The 14,817-nt window shown below is 67.3% G+C and carries 9 protein-coding genes; 3 read left to right on the top strand and 6 right to left on the bottom strand.

The window, feature by feature from the left end; translation table 11 throughout:
• Positions 1-104 precede the first annotated feature (104 nt).
• Positions 105-2,276 (top strand): catalase/peroxidase HPI, encoded by a 2,172-nt coding sequence (katG, locus tag CUR21_RS00700; RefSeq protein WP_100195094.1) that lies wholly within the window; start codon positions 105-107, stop codon positions 2,274-2,276.
• Between the two features lie 156 nt (positions 2,277-2,432).
• On the opposite strand, the gene CUR21_RS00695 is transcribed toward katG, so the two are convergent.
• The 3 genes from CUR21_RS00695 to CUR21_RS00685 all read right to left on the bottom strand — a co-directional run bounded on the left by CUR21_RS00695 (position 2,433) and on the right by CUR21_RS00685 (position 8,864).
• The gene (locus CUR21_RS00695; RefSeq protein WP_100195093.1) at positions 2,433-3,464 is read right to left on the bottom strand and encodes an aldose epimerase family protein; all 1,032 of its coding nucleotides are present in this window, start codon (positions 3,462-3,464) and stop codon (positions 2,433-2,435) included.
• A gap of 67 nt (positions 3,465-3,531) precedes the next feature.
• Complete coding sequence (locus CUR21_RS00690; protein WP_100195092.1) at positions 3,532-7,494, bottom strand: non-ribosomal peptide synthetase; 3,963 nt, start codon at positions 7,492-7,494, stop codon at positions 3,532-3,534.
• On the bottom strand, positions 7,491-8,864 hold the full coding sequence (locus tag CUR21_RS00685; RefSeq protein WP_100195091.1) for an oligosaccharide flippase family protein: 1,374 nt from the start codon (positions 8,862-8,864) through the stop codon (positions 7,491-7,493). Before CUR21_RS00685 ends, CUR21_RS00690 begins: the two co-directional genes overlap by 4 nt.
• A gap of 214 nt (positions 8,865-9,078) precedes the next feature.
• On the opposite strand from CUR21_RS00685, the gene CUR21_RS00680 reads away from it, so the two are divergent.
• Together CUR21_RS00680 and CUR21_RS00675 are read left to right on the top strand one after the other, a co-directional pair.
• The gene (locus CUR21_RS00680) at positions 9,079-10,461 is read left to right on the top strand and encodes an FAD-binding oxidoreductase (RefSeq protein ID WP_100195090.1); all 1,383 of its coding nucleotides are present in this window, start codon (positions 9,079-9,081) and stop codon (positions 10,459-10,461) included.
• 327 nt (positions 10,462-10,788) lie between these two features.
• Positions 10,789-11,367 carry a hypothetical protein gene (locus tag CUR21_RS00675; RefSeq protein WP_100195089.1) on the top strand — a complete coding sequence of 193 codons (579 nt, stop codon included), beginning with the start codon at positions 10,789-10,791 and terminating at the stop codon, positions 11,365-11,367.
• Positions 11,368-11,537: 170 nt separating this feature from the next.
• Here CUR21_RS00675 and CUR21_RS00670 read toward each other — a convergent pair whose 3' ends face one another.
• The 3 genes from CUR21_RS00670 to CUR21_RS00660 are packed head-to-tail and all read right to left on the bottom strand — an operon-like array spanning position 11,538 to position 14,646.
• Positions 11,538-12,788: an ABC transporter permease gene (locus tag CUR21_RS00670; RefSeq protein WP_100195088.1), complete on the bottom strand. Its 1,251-nt coding sequence runs from the start codon at positions 12,786-12,788 to the stop codon at positions 11,538-11,540.
• Positions 12,785-13,591 carry a taurine ABC transporter ATP-binding protein gene (locus CUR21_RS00665; protein WP_100195087.1) on the bottom strand — a complete coding sequence of 269 codons (807 nt, stop codon included), beginning with the start codon at positions 13,589-13,591 and terminating at the stop codon, positions 12,785-12,787. Before CUR21_RS00665 ends, CUR21_RS00670 begins: the two co-directional genes overlap by 4 nt.
• 53 nt (positions 13,592-13,644) lie before the next feature.
• Positions 13,645-14,646, bottom strand: coding sequence for an ABC transporter substrate-binding protein (locus tag CUR21_RS00660; RefSeq protein WP_100195086.1), 1,002 nt, complete (start codon positions 14,644-14,646; stop codon positions 13,645-13,647).
• Positions 14,647-14,817 lie beyond the last annotated feature (171 nt).

The raw sequence follows: 14,817 nt of genomic DNA, 5'->3' as shown, positions 1-14,817 counted from the left end.
TTCTGTTAGAACCATTCCAAGCAGCCTCGGTTCTGCGGGCCTTCGATTCGTCAGGCCCGATCCGTGAACCGGCTGTCCGACACACAAGAACGGAGAGATGCGACATGGATGGAAACGATATCAAGTCCGGCGGCAAATGCCCGGTGATGCACGGGTCTTTGACGACAACGGCATCCACGGTGATGGATTGGTGGCCCAAGTCGCTCAACCTCGACATCCTGCACCAGCATGACACCAAATATGACCCGCTCAAGGGCTTTGACTACCGCGAAGAGGTCAAGAAACTCGACGTGCCCGCGCTCAAGGCCGATCTGCACGCCCTGATGACCGACTCGCAGGATTGGTGGCCCGCCGACTGGGGCCATTACGGCGGCCTGATGATCCGTCTCGCGTGGCATTCGGCGGGCACCTACCGTCTGGCCGATGGCCGGGGCGGCGGCGGCACCGGCACCATCCGCTTTGCGCCCCTGAACTCTTGGCCCGACAACGCCAACCTTGATAAGGCCCGCCGCCTGTTGTGGCCGATCAAGAAGAAATACGGCAACCGCCTGTCTTGGGCCGACCTGATCATTCTGGCGGGCAACGTCGCCTATGAATCCATGGGCCTGAAAACCTTTGGCTTCAGCTTCGGCCGCGAAGACGTCTGGCACCCGGAAAAAGACATCTACTGGGGTTCGGAAAAGGAATGGCTGGCCCCCTCCGACTCCCGCTATGACGACATCAAGAACCCGTCCACCATGGAAAACCCGCTGGCCGCGGTGCAGATGGGCCTGATCTATGTGAACCCCGAAGGCGTCAACGGCCAGTCCGACCCGGCGCTGACCGCCCTGCATGTGCGCGAAACCTTCGCCCGCATGGCGATGGATGACGAAGAAACCGCCGCCCTCACCGCAGGCGGTCACACGGTGGGCAAGACCCATGGCAACGGCGACGCCGGTGCCCTGCAAGCTGCCCCTGAAGGCGCCGACATCACCGAAGGCGGCTTGGGCTGGATGAACCACACCAGCCGGGGCATCGGGCGCAACACCGTCACCTCCGGCATCGAAGGCGCCTGGACCACGCATCCCACCAAATGGGACAACGGCTATTTCGACCTGCTCTTCGGCTATGAATGGGAGCTGAAGAAATCCCCCGCCGGAGCCAACCAGTGGATGCCCGTCAACATCCGCGAAGAAGACATGCCGGTCGATGTCGAAGACCCGTCGATCCGCGTCATGCCGATCATGACCGATGCCGATATGGCGATGAAGGTCGACCCGATCTACCGCGCCATCTGCGAACGCTTCGCCGCCGATCACGCCTATTTCTCGGAAACCTTCGCCCGCGCTTGGTTCAAGCTGACCCACCGCGATCTGGGGCCAAAGGTGCGCTACATCGGCCCCGAGGTGCCGCAGGAAGATCTGATCTGGCAAGATCCGGTCCCCGCAGGCAACACCTCCTATGACGTGGCTGCCGTCAAGGCCGCCATTGCGGCCTCGGGGCTGTCGGTGTCGGATATGGTCACCACCGCTTGGGATTCCGCGCGCACCTATCGCGGCTCGGACATGCGCGGTGGGGCCAATGGCGCCCGCATCCGCTTGGCGCCGCAAAAGGACTGGGAAGGCAACGAACCCGCCCGCCTGGCCCGCGTGCTCTCGGTGCTGGAACCCATTGCCGCCCAGCATGGCGCCAGCCTTGCCGATGTGATCGTGCTCGCGGGCTCTTACGGCGTGGAACAGGCCGCCAAGGCCGCTGGCTTCGAGATCGAGGTGCCTTTCGCCCCCGGTCGTGGTGACGCCAGCGCCGAGCAAACCGATGCTGCCTCCTTCGACGTGCTGGAACCCGTCGCCGATGGTTTCCGCAACTGGCAAAAAGAGCATTACATCGTCAGCCCGGAAGAGCTGCTGCTCGACCGCGCTCAGCTGATGGGCCTGACGGCGGCGGAAATGACCTGCCTTCTGGGCGGGATGCGCGTGATCGGCACCAACCACGGCGGCACCCGGCACGGCGTCTTCACCGACCGCGTCGGCGCCTTGACCCCCGATTTCTTCGTCCACCTCACCGATATGGCGTGGCAGTGGAAACCGGCGGGCCGCAACCTCTACCACATCACCGATCGCAAGACCGGTGCGGTCAAGTTCACCGCCACCCGCGCCGATCTGGTGTTCGGCTCGAATTCGATGCTGCGCGCCTATGCCGAGGTCTATGCCCAGGATGACAACGCCGAAAAATTCGTGCGCGACTTCATCGCCGCTTGGGTCAAGGTGATGAACGCCGACCGTTTCGATCTGGCGTAAAAGCACGCCCCCCCCGCAGACACCAATCTGCGGGGGGCCTCCTTCCGGGGCACATGGCCCTCAGGCCCCCCCTCATCTGTTCATAAATATCCCACGGGGGTCCGGGGGTGTGAAACCCCCGGTCCGCCCGCAGCCCGAGGCGCGCGGCCAGAAACCCTAACGCGCAGGCGCAAAGTCAAACGCCATCAGATGCCGATACCGCTCCCCCGGAGCCAAGCGGGCGCTGGGAAAGTGCGGCTGGTTCGGACTGTCGGGAAAGCGCTGGGTTTCCAGCGTGAATCCGGTGAAGGGCGCGATGGGGTGGCCATCCTTGCCCGGGTGCCCCCCCGCCAGATGCGCGCCGGTATAGAACTGCACCCCCGGCTCATTGGTCCAGACCTCCATGCGCCGCCCCGACGCGGGGTCCACCGCCTCGGCACAAAAGCGCAAGGCCTCGCCCCACTGCGCCACCAGCGGCCCGCTCAGGCACAGGTTGTGGTCAAAGCCCGCCTCCCCGGGCAATGCGGCCCCGATGTCGCGCAAGGCGCCAAAGTCAAAGGCGGTCCCCGCCACCGCCCGCACCTCGCCGGTGGGGATCAGGTCCGCATCCACCGGCGTCACATGGCTGGCCCCCAGCCGCAGCCGCTGACCCATGACCGAGCCATGACCGGCCATGTTGAAATAGCTGTGGTTCACTATGTTCACCACCGTCGGCGCATCGGTCTCGGCGGTCATCTCGATCCACAGCCGGTCTGCCGCGTCCAGCGCATAGCGCACCTGCATCGTCAGCCGCCCCGGATAGCCCATCTCGCCATCCTCCGACGTGGCGCAAAGCGTCACCGCCCGCGCGCTCACCGCCGCGATCTCCCAGATCTTGCGGTCAAACCCGGCGCGCCCGCCGTGCAGGGCGTTTGCGCCCTCGTTGCGGTCCAGCTGCACCGCGCGCCCGTCCAGCACGAACCGCCCCCCCGCGATGCGGTTGGAAAACCGCCCGCAGGTGGCGCCCAGATAGGCACGGGTCGCTTGATAGCCCGCCAGATCTGCATGCCCCAGCACGATATCGGCGGCCACACCCTGCCGGTCCGCCACCCACAGCTCGGTCAGCCGCGCGCCATAGGTCATCACCCGCGCCCGTGGCCCGTCGGGCCCGCCCAGCGCGACCGCCTGCACCGCCACGCCGTCGATCCGGCCGATCTCTTCCACCGTCATCCGCTCCCCCCGCCTTGCCGCCGCACCATGCGGCGCGCGTGCCAAAAGCGCAAGCCGGGCGCCGGGGTCACGGCTCCGGCAGATCCGCCATCAGCCGCGAAAGGTGATGCGCCAGCGCCGCCACATTCGGCGGCTGCAAGATCGACAGATGATCCCCCGGCACATCGATCACCTCAAAGCCCGCCGCCGCCACCGGTGCCCAGCCCAGCCCGTCGCGCGCGCTTTGCGGACTGTCGAAAACATTCTCTTCGGCGCGGAAGATCGACAGCGGCCGGTGAATCGGGCGCACCTCATAGGCCTGCACCGCCAATTCGGCGGCCACCATGAAACTGTCCACCGTCATCGGCGCCGCGCTGCCCTGCCGGGTCTGCAAACGCAGCCGCAGCTTTTTCAGCCGATAGGCCAGATCCGCCCAGCGGTTCGCGGCAATGCCCATCAGATGCGCAGGCCCGCGCCGGTAAAGCTGGCGCAGATGCACCCCCATCCGCGCCCGCCCCGACAGCCGCGACCGCCCGCCGGGCCCCGCGCTGTCGAACAGCGCGATCACCCGCACCTCGCGCCCGGCCCGGATCAGCTGCTGCGCCAACTCATAGGCCACATAGCTGGCAAGCGACACCGCCCCCAGACTGATCGGCCCTTCGGGGAAATGGCGCTGGATCTCTTCGGCATAGGCGCGCGCCGTCTCGCGCACGCCAATCGGCGTGTCCTGCGCGAGCAAACCCACCGTCAGCCCGAACACTGGCTGATCCGGTCCCAGCGCCTCGGCCAGCGGGCGGAAATGCTCTTCATTGCGCCCCAGCACATGCACGCCAAACAAAGGCGGGCGGCTGCCCTTGGGCTGGATCGGGATGATATACCGTGGCCCCGCCTGCGCCGCCGCCAAGGCCCGCGCAAGACCGCGCGGCGTCGGCCTGCGATGCAGATCCGCCACCGCCAACCGATGCCCAAGCGCGGCCTCGATCCGCCCGATCAGCTGCACCGCCAGCAGCGAATGCCCGCCCAGATCGTGAAAATCATCCTCGGGTCCCACCGCCTCCCGCCCCAGCGTCACCGCCATCAGCGCCGCGATCTGCCGCGTCACCGGGTCCTCTTCGGCCCCTCGGTCCACCTGCGCCGCCGTCTCGGGCACGGGCAGCGCGGCCAGATCCACCTTGCCCCCCGGCGTGCGCGGAAAGCGCGCCACCGGCACAATCGCGGGCAGCATATGGGGCGGCAGGTGTTCGGCCACCGCCGCGCGCACCGCCTCTGCATCGGGCAAGGGCTGGCCATCCGCCGCCGCCACCCAAGCCACCAGCCGCGCGCCGGGCGTGCCTGCGTGCAACACATGCGCCAAGGCCCGACCGACGCTCTCTTCGCGCTCCAGAACCCGTTCCACCTGTCGCAGGTCAATGCGAAAGCCGCGCAGCTTCACCTGCCGGTCGCGCCGCCCCAGAAAGGCCAGCGTGCCCTCCGGACGCCAGCGCACCATATCGCCCGTGCGGTAGATCCGGCCCTCGCCGTGAAAGCGGTCCGGCGCAAAAGCCTCGGTCATCGCGGCAGCATGGCCGATATAGCCGTCGCTCACCGCAGGCCCGCCAATCCACAACTCGCCCACCGCGCCGGGCGGCGCCAGCGACCCATCCGGGGCCAGCACATAGGCCCGCGCATGCGCGGTGGGCCGCCCGATCGGAATGTCCTCGCCCCCTGCGTCCCGCGCAGGCTCGTGCAGGGTGCAGGTAATCGTGGTTTCTGTCGGCCCATAGCCGTTCATCCAGCGCGGGCGCGGCGCGATCCGCTGCCATGTCGCCAGCGCGCGCGGGCTGATCTGCTCGCCGCCCACCACCACCAGCCGCACGCCCGGTGGCAGGCTCAGCCGGTCGCGTGCCATCTCGTCCACCAGCACATGCCAGAACGCTGTGGGCAGGTTCAACACGGTGATGCCCTGCCGCGCCACCTCTTCCAGAAAATGCCCCACCGATCCTGCCATCGCATCATCGCGCAAGATCACCTTGGCCCCCGACAACAGCGTGGGGATGATCTCTTCGATCGACACATCAAAGGACAGGCTGGCAAATTGCAGCACCCGGTCCGAAGGCGTCAGCCCGAATGCCGCGATGATCGCGCTGGCATGGGCGGAAAGCGCGCCCATCGACACCGCAACCCCCTTGGGCAACCCGGTCGAACCCGAGGTATAAATCACATAGGCCAGCCGCTCCGGCGCAGGCGGCAGCAGATCGGGGGGCGTCAAGGACGATTCCCCCGGCTGGGCAAAGGGCGACATCAGACGCACCCCATCCGGCACCACTTGCCCCGGCAGCGCCACCATCAGGCGGCAGCCGCTGTCGCGCAGCATATGGTCCCGCAGCGCCTCGGGATAGCTTGGGTCCAGCGGCAGAAAGGCCGCGCCCACCCGCATCACCGCCAGCATCGTCACCACGAATTGCGGAATGCGGGGCAGGCTGATGGCCACGATCTGCCCCGGACCCACCCCCGCCTGCACCAGCCGCGCCGACATCGCGCTCACCCGCATGTCCAGCATCGAATAATTCATGCGCTCCGGCTCGCCCACCATCTTCAGGGCAAAGGCTTCGGGGCGCTCATAGACCAGATCGGTGAAGCGCAGGCTCACACAGGGAACCACCGGTGGCAGGCGCAGGTCGGGCCGCCCCAAGGACAGCACCGCCGCCTCTTCCGACCGGGGCAGCATCGTCAACTGGGTCAGCGGCGCATGGGTCGGGGCCTTGGCCAAGGCCGCAAGCACCTCCGCCAGATGCCCCAGCATGACCTCGGCCTTGCCATCGGCCACCGCTTCGGGGTCATGTTCCAGCACCAACAGCAGCGCCGCATCGCCATAGGCCGCCAGCGTCAGCGGCAAAGCGCCTTCCTCATGCACCTCCACCCGGCGCTGCGCCCAGTCCGGCCCCAGCGACCGCATCGTGGCCTCCAAAGACCCGCGCTCGAACATCACCATCGAATCGAACAGCGATTCCGTCCCCGGCAGGCCGCACCAATGGCGCACATCGGTCAGCGCCGCATGTTCATGCGCGCGCAAGGCCAGCACATCCTGCCGCAGCGCGCTCAGAAAGGCATCGGCGGCCCGTGGCGGGGCAATCTGCACCTTCATCGGCAGCGTGTTGATCAGGCACCCCACGGTGCGCGCGCTGCCCGGCACGATGTGCCGCCCGGCGCGGGTGGTGCCGAACACCGCCGTTGCCCGCCCGGTCCAGCGGGCCACCACCATGCCCCACGCCGCTTGCACCATGGTGCCCAGTGTCGCGCCCGCGGCCTCGGCCCGGTCGGTCAGCGCCTCGGTCAGCGCCACGTCAAGCTGGCGCCGGATCTGCCGCCGCCGCGCCATGCCCGATCCGCTCGGGTCATCCGCCAGCGGGTTGGGCTGATCAAACCCGTCCAGATAGCTGCGGAAAAACGCCTGCGCCGCACCGGTGTCCCGCGCGGCCAAGGCCTGCGCATAGCCCAGAAATCCCAAGGACGGGGCAGGGGGCAAGACCCGCCCTGCCAGCAGCGCGAACACCTCCTCCAGCACGATGGCCATGCTGCGGCCATCGACCAGCGCGTGATGCACCGTCCAGACCATCACCGACCGGTTCGGCCCCAGATGCGCCAGCAGCACCCGCCACGCCGGCGCGCCCTCCAGATCGACGCCCTGTTCCCGGTCCGCCGCCAGATACTGCGCCAGCATGCCGTCGCGGCGGCGCGCGGGCAGGGCACTCCAGTCCTCCAGCGTGACCGCCACCTCCACCCGCTCACGCAGCACCTGCACCGGAGTCACCCGCTTGCGCCACAGGATCGACAGCCGCAGCGCCTCGTGGCGTGCCGCGACCTCGGCCCATGCCGCCTCCAGCGCCTCGGCCTCCACCGTCTCGGCGTCCAGATGCACCACCACCTGCTCAAGGTTGATCCACGGCCGCCCCGCCAGCACGCTTTCATAAACCATGCCCAGTTGCAGCGGCGTCAGCGGCACCTCTGCCAAGGCCGCCTCCCGCTGGGTCGCGGCCAGATCCTGCACGGCCTCGCGCCTGTCCGGGCTCATGGCTGGCCTCCGAACACCGTCTGCAAGGCCGCGATGGCCCCGCTGTCCAGACTGAGCGCCGCCGCCGCCAGCGCCGCCCCCGCCAGCGCAAAGGTCAGGTCATGCAGCCCGTCCCACGCCCGGTGCCGCCGCGCCAGCCAGATCAGGAACGGATAGACCGCCAGCCCCGCCAGCGCCTGCCCGATCAAGGCCCCCACCAGCCCATAGGCCTCGGCGCCCAGGATCAGCCCCGTCACCAGAAACACCGCCCTGAGCGCCGTCAGAACGAAATAGCTCCGGCTGTCCCCCGCCGCCAGCGCCGACTGGTCATAGGTCATCCCGATCACCGAAGGGATCTGCACCACCGCGATCACCACCAGAATGGCCCCCGCCATCGAATAGCGCGGGTCATAGAGCAGATCCACGATCCACTCCCCCGCAAAAGCCATCACCCCCAGCAGCACAAACACCGCCCCCGTCAGCACAAAACGCATACGCCGCAGCTTGGCGAAATTCTCCGCCGAAGCCCCCGGCGGCCGCTCACGGTACAGCGGAATCAGGATACGCCCGCCGATCGTCTGCCCCAGCAGCATCGGAAACGACGCCAGAAAGAACCCGATGTTGTAAAGCCCCAGCTGTTCCAGCGTCAGATACTTGCCCAAGATCGCCTTGTCGCCCTGCGCCACCATGAAGCCAAAGGCCGTCGACAAGAACAGCCACACCCCGAAATGCAGCAGATCCCGCGCCGCCGCGCCTTCCCAGCGCGGGCGGCTGCGCGGCCCCGGCAGCGCCAGCACGATCAACGCCAGCCGCGTCCCCGACGAGACGATCCATCCCGCCACCAGCGCCCAGACCGATTGCGTGGCCCAAGCCAGAACCACCATCGACAGCACACCCACCGCCTGCGCGATCAGATCCAGCGCCGTCAGCCGCCCCAGCCGCAGATGCCGCGCCGCCGTGTCCACCCGTGTCGGCTCCATCCCGTGCAGCAGCAGCGAAAACCCCGCCACCGGCAGCAGCCAAGCCAGCTCCGGCTGCCCGTAAAACAGCGCCGCAGGCCAAGCGATCAAGGCCGAAGCCAGCCACAACAGCCCGCCGCGCGCCATCTGGATCGTATAGGCGGTGTCCAGAAACGCCGGATCATCGCCGCGGCGGTGCTGCAAAATCGCCGGATGCGTGCCCACATCCGAAAACATGGTCAGTCCCACGATGAACACCGACACCAAGGCCATCAGGCCAAAGGCTTCCGGAAACAGCAGACGGGTCAGAATCAGGTTCGACGCAAGCCGAAGGGCCTGACTCGCGCCATATCCCAGCGCGGTCCAGGCGGAACTGCGCATGACGCGTGCCAAAAGCCCGTCGCCTTGCAGCCGTGTGAGAATTGGGCTCATCCAGAGACACCCTCAACGAGACACGGCGATGGCCCGCCCCCCGGCAACCACCCACATGCGCGCAACCTGCCTCAAAAAGCGCTTGAGATACAAGCCTCTTTGTCATCTCCCCCCACACTTCCGGCCGCGCTCCGGTGCCGCCGCCGCAGCGGTGCCGCCGCCTTGCGCGCGCGCAAGGCTTGCACCCGCGCGGCCCGCAAGGCAGGCTGGCGGCATGACCGCTGTCCCCGCCCTTGGCGGCCCCTCCTTCTGGTGGCACCAGATCGGCCTGCCGCCGCGCCGCGCCGCCCTTGCGGGGGATGCGCGCACGCAGGTCTGCATCATCGGCGCGGGCTATACCGGGCTCTGGGCCGCGCTGGCCCTCAGCGCGGCCCGGCCCGACCTCGACATCCTCATCGTCGAGGCCGAACATGCAGGCTTTGGCGCTTCGGGCCGCAACGGCGGCTGGCTCACCGGCGGCTTTGCTTGGTCGCATTCCCGCTATGCCGCCCACAGCAGCCCCGCCGCCGTCCGCGCCATGGTCGCCGCGATGAACGGCACCGTGGCCGATGTCATCGCCCAGTGCGACCGCCTCGGGATCGAGGCCGAGATCACCCCCACCGATGAACTCCTCATCGCCACCAACCCCGCGCAATGGCAGCGCCTACAGGCCGAATACCAGCACCGCAGCGCGTGGGGCGAGGCAGACCGCCTCAGCCTGCTCGGTGTCGCCGACACGGCCCGCCGCATCCACATGCCCGGCACCCAAGGTGCGCTCCGGGTCTCCGGCACCGCCCGCATCCAGCCTGCCAAACTGGTGGCAGGCCTTGCCCGCGCGGTCGAGGCGCGCGGCATCCGCCTCTTGGAAGGCACCCGCGTCACCGCCATCGCCCCCGGCCTTGTGACCACCGCCCAAGGCCTGATCCGCGCCGAGACCATCCTGATCTGCACCGAAGGTTTCACCGCCCATCTGCCGGGCCAGCGCCGCACCCTTCTGCCGCTGAATTCGGCCCAGATCATCACCGCGCCGCTGCCGCCATCGGTCTGGGATCAGATCGGCTGGCAAGGGCACGAAATCATTGGCGATTTCGCGCACAGCTATGTCTATTGCCAGCGCACCCCCGATGGCCGCATCGCGCTGGGCGGGCGCGGGACGCCGTATCGCTACGCCAGCGCGCTGGACCGCAACGGCGTGCCCGATGCCGCCACCATCGCCCAGCTCACGGCGCGGCTGCATGCGCTGTTTCCGGCCACCCGTGGAACCGCCATCACCCATGCGTGGTGCGGCGCCTTGGGCGTGCCGCGCGACTGGTGCGCCCGTGTGCAGTTCGACCCCGCCACCCGCATCGGTCAGGCGGGGGGCTATGTCGGCGTCGGGGTCGCCACCGCCCATCTCGCAGGCCGCACCCTCGCCGCGCTCGCACTGGATTTGGACGATCCGCTCACCCGCCTGCCGTGGGTCAATCCCCAAGTCCGCCGCTGGGAACCCGAGCCTTTGCGCTGGCTCGGCCTGCATGCCACCTATGCCGCCTATGCGCTGGCCGACCGGCGCGAGGCCCGTGGTCATCCTGCCTCCCGCCTCGTCACCCTGATGAACCGTGCCATCGGCCGCGGCTGACCTGCACCTCCCCATTCCTCCGACAGAGCCCCCGCTGCCCACCACAGCCGCCCGCCAGAGGCCGTCCCGGCGCGCCTCTCTCATTTTCTGTCCGAAATGATCCCGAGGCGCGCGCAGCGCAGGGGCGGCGCTCCCTCCACCACGGCCCAAAGCGCCGCCCCCCGCCGCCCGAGCCGTCGCCGCCTCCCGTCCCGCCCCGTGGCGCGTGACATCGCGCCGCGTGGTGCAGATCGCCTCTTGCGATTCCGGTGCGCCGGGATGATCCAGATCAAATCCCCCGGTCAAAGCTGTCTGCTAGGTCAGGACCGGGCCGCAGGAGGGCCGCAGATGTCGACGCTCACATTTCTTCTGGCCGTTTTGGCGCTTCTGGTGGCACCGGGGCCGACGAACACGCTGATCGGGCTGGCGGGGGCGCGGCACGGATTGCGGCGGGTGCTCGCGCTGGTGCCAGCCGAACTGGCCGGCTATCTTTCGGCGGTGCTGCCGCTGGCGCTGCTCGGGGCGCCGCTGCTTGCCGCCGCCCCCGCGCTCGCCTTGGTGCTCAAGGGCGTGGCGGCGCTTTGGGTGCTGCGGCTGGCCTGCACGCTCTGGCAGGCCGATGCCAGCCCCGAGGGCGCGGGTGCCCGCCTGACGCCGGGGCAGATTTATGTCACCACCGCGCTGAATCCCAAGGCGCTGGTCTTTGCCCTCGTCCTGCTGCCCCCGGTGCAAGAGCCTGCCTTCCTGCCGCAGTTGGGGCTGTTCTGCCTTGCGGTGGCGGCGGTCGCGTTGCTTTGGGGCGGGGCGGGGGCGCTCACCCGCCGGGCAAGGTCGCGCCCGGCCTGGACACCGCCGTTGCACCGGATCGCTGCCGCCTGGCTGGGCTTCGTCGCGCTGTCGCTGGCCTTTGGCGCGCTGCCGACCTGACGTTCCGCTCCCGCCGGGGCCGCGCCCGCCTTACAAGCCCGCTGTCTGCGGCGCGCCCGCTGGGCTTTACTGCGCGCTGCATTTGTTAAAAAACCATGAAGATCACAGGGTCAAGCTGTTGATATTGAACAAGTCTTCATTTTGTAACACAGGGGGCACCCCCAAGACCCTCACCCACGCCCTTTCCAAGGCACCAGTTTTTTCTCGGCCATCCGCATGAGGATGTCGATCCCATAGCCGATGATCCCGATCAGGATGATCCCCATCACCACGATGTCGGTCAGCTGGAATTTCGAGGCCGCGATGATCATCATCCCCGCCCCTTTCTGGGCCGCGACCAGCTCCGCCGCCACCACCGTCCCCCAGCACACCCCCATCGCCACGCGGGCCCCGGTGAAAAGATCGGGCAGGCTGTTGGGGATGATCACATGCCGCAGGATCTGGGTCTTGCTGGCCCCCAGCGAATAGGCCGCGTGGATCTTCGACAGCTTCACCCCCGAAACCCCCGAGCGCGCCGCGATCGTCATGATCCAGAGCGCCGCCAGAAACAGCAGCACCACCTTGCCCGTCTCCCAGATCCCGAACCAGATGATCACCAGCGGGATCAGCGCCAAGGGCGGCACGGGCCGCATGAATTCCACGATCGGGTCAAACCAGCCGCGAAACCAACCCGACAACCCCATCGCATAGCCCAGCGGAATGCCGACAAGCGCGCCCAAGGCAAATCCCGCCAACACCCGCGCCAGCGACGCGCCCAGATGCCCCCAAAGCGAGGTATTCTGATAGCCATTCGTCGAGATCTCCACAAAGCGCGCCACCACGGCCTCGGGGGCAGGCAACCAGATCGGCTCCATCTGCATCCCCTTGGCCGCCTGAAAGTTCAGCGATCCGCGCGGTGTGAGGGTGACGGTGCCGCCGGTGACACTGACCTGATCGTCCACCGCGACGGGCTGACCGTTGATCGCCACCACCTGCGCGCCTTCGCCATCATTCTCGACCACCCGCAGCAAGACCGACCGCCACGCCTGAACCACCGCCGCGTCACCTTGCGCAAAGCCGGAGGCCTCGGGCGGTTGCGGCGCGGCGGGCGTCTCCCCCGCCGCATGCACCGTGATGCGCACCTCGGCCTGCGCCTCCGCTCCGTCCGGCGCGCGCGCAGTATAGGTGAACCCTGCCGCGCCGGTGAATGGCCCCGGCACGTGCAGCGGCACAAGGTTTGATCCGGTGAAGGCCCCCCAGATCAGAAAGATCGACAGCACCGAGATCACGCTGGCCACCCGGTCGGGCTGGATGGCCGACTCGTCACCAAAGGTGACGGTCTTCAACGAGGTGAAGTCATGCCGCCCGCGGCGGCGCTTGATCCAGCCCCAGAGCAGCATCGAGACCGTGAAAATCGCGACGTAGAACAGAAGAACCATCATGCAGCGCTGTCCTTCTTGCCCATGATCTCTTCTTCCATGCTCCAGATCATCGACAGGATCTCTTCACGCGTCTCTGCAAAGCCGGGCGACTTTTTGACCTCGCGCAGGTCCATCGTCACGCCGCGCTCCGCGAAGGGCAGGGCGTATTCGCGGAAGATCCGTCCCGGGCGCGGTGCCATGACCAGCAGGCGCTCTCCCAACAGCAGCGCTTCTTCCACAGAATGGGTGATGAGCACCACGGTCTTGCCGGTCTCCTTCCAGAGCTTGAGCACCAAGCCTTGCATTTTCTCGCGTGTGAGCGCGTCCAGCGCCCCCAGTGGTTCATCCATCAGGATCACGTCGGGATCATTGGCAAGACAGCGCGCAAGGGCCACGCGCTGCTGCATGCCGCCCGAGAGTTCATAGACAGCCTTCTCGCCGAAATCGCGCAGGCCTACGGTTTCCAGAAGGTGGTCCGTGATCCGGTCGCGCTCGGCCTTGGCCATGCCCTTCATGCGCGGGCCGAAATCGATGTTCTGGCGAACATTCATCCACTCGAACAGCGCGCCTTGCTGAAACACCATCCCGCGCTCGGGGCCGGGGCCTGTTACCCGCTTGCCGCCCAGCCGGATCTGCCCTTCGCTCGGCGCCAGAAACCCGGCAAGAATGTTCAAAAGCGTGGTTTTGCCGCAGCCCGAAGGGCCAAGCACAGACAAAAGTTCCCCTTCCTTCAACTCAAGTGAGACATTTTTCAGCGCTTGCACCGCTGCTCCGTTGGGCAGGTCAAAGCGCATGGACACGGAATCGATGATCAGTCCGGACATGCGTCCTCCGGGTAAGGGGCGGGCGGCCCGGTGGGGGGCCGCCCTTTTGCGGCTTACATGCTGCTTGCGGCGGCCAGCGGCGCGGTGTTCACCGTGCTGTCATAGCTGGGCAGAGCGGCCGGAATGGAGCCTGCTCCGACGAAAACCTCGGCCACGCCCTTCATGAACTCCTGCGCGCCGCCGCCCAGCCATTTGGCCGAAAGCTGGTCCTCTACGGTTGGGAACACGAAGGTTGCGATGGTCTCGGTGGTGGCGGCCTCGTCCATGCCGGAATCCGACGCAATCACCGGCAACATGGTGGCGTGATTGGCGCTGTCGGCCCACATCGCGTTGGCGTCAGCCGTGACCTTAAGGAACTTGGCCACCAGATCAGGATTTTCCGCCACGAACCCGGCCGGAGCAGAGGTGACGTCGAACACAAGAATGCCAAGCGCCTCTTTCTCGGCGCCGGTCAGAAGCACATTGCCCGATTCCTTGGCGCGGCGCAGACTGCCGCCCCAGCCGCAGAACACGTCGACCGAGCCTTGGGTGAACGCCGCCGCGCCATCCGGTGGCGCCATATCGATGATTTCAAGACTGGCGAGGTCCACCCCGAAATGGTCCATCTGTTTCAGAAAGCCATAATGTGCGGCAGTGCCCAGTGGCACCGCCACCTTCTTGCCAGCCAGATCGGCGGCATTGTCTTTGTCAATCTCAAGCGCGCTTTGCACCACGCAGTTGTCGTTGTCCGCGTATGAGACAGCCACGTCAAGGATCTGCAGATCCTGTCCGGCGCTGGACGCAACCACGAAAGGCGGCACGCCCTGACTGACCGCGAAATGCACATCGCCCGCCGCCATCGCCGCCGACATCGCGGTGCCGGTGTCGAAAGCAACCCAGTTCACCTTGACGCCCATCTCGGCGTCATAGGTGCCTTGCACTTTGGCATATTGGAAAGGCATCGGCCATTCCATGAAATAGGCGACTGTCACCTCGTCCAGAGCCATGGCGCTGGTGGTGCCTGCCAACAGGGCCACTGTGGCGGCAGCACTTGTCAGTGTCTTGCGGAATGTCATCCTTGGCTTCTCCTTGTTGGGTTTGTCTTGTCTTTGCTTTTGCCCTCATTGATCGGGGCAGTTCCGGCGCTGTCCAGCGGATCGGCCGGGTTTCAGGAAATCGGAACGCCGGTTTCCAGCCCGATCAGCCCGCCGCTTCTCGATCTTTGCCATGCTTTGGGTGCGCGCCAA

This window comes from Pseudorhodobacter sp. MZDSW-24AT, assembly GCF_002794355.1.
In the GTDB taxonomy this organism is placed as follows: domain Bacteria; phylum Pseudomonadota; class Alphaproteobacteria; order Rhodobacterales; family Rhodobacteraceae; genus Pseudotabrizicola.
Note: the sequence above shows the minus strand (reverse complement) of the source record. Positions and strands in the feature narration are given on the sequence as shown.

Excerpts from the sequence above, each read along its gene's own strand:
- katG (WP_100195094.1), top strand. The coding sequence starts at position 105 with ATGGATGGAAACGATATCAAGTCCGGCGGCAAATGCCCGGTGATGCAC.
- CUR21_RS00695 (WP_100195093.1), bottom strand. The coding sequence starts at position 3,464 with ATGACGGTGGAAGAGATCGGCCGGATCGACGGCGTGGCGGTGCAGGCG.
- CUR21_RS00690 (WP_100195092.1), bottom strand. The coding sequence starts at position 7,494 with ATGAGCCCGGACAGGCGCGAGGCCGTGCAGGATCTGGCCGCGACCCAG.
- CUR21_RS00685 (WP_100195091.1), bottom strand. The coding sequence starts at position 8,864 with ATGAGCCCAATTCTCACACGGCTGCAAGGCGACGGGCTTTTGGCACGC.
- CUR21_RS00680 (WP_100195090.1), top strand. The coding sequence starts at position 9,079 with ATGACCGCTGTCCCCGCCCTTGGCGGCCCCTCCTTCTGGTGGCACCAG.
- CUR21_RS00675 (WP_100195089.1), top strand. The coding sequence starts at position 10,789 with ATGTCGACGCTCACATTTCTTCTGGCCGTTTTGGCGCTTCTGGTGGCA.
- CUR21_RS00670 (WP_100195088.1), bottom strand. The coding sequence starts at position 12,788 with ATGATGGTTCTTCTGTTCTACGTCGCGATTTTCACGGTCTCGATGCTG.
- CUR21_RS00665 (WP_100195087.1), bottom strand. The coding sequence starts at position 13,591 with ATGTCCGGACTGATCATCGATTCCGTGTCCATGCGCTTTGACCTGCCC.
- CUR21_RS00660 (WP_100195086.1), bottom strand. The coding sequence starts at position 14,646 with ATGACATTCCGCAAGACACTGACAAGTGCTGCCGCCACAGTGGCCCTG.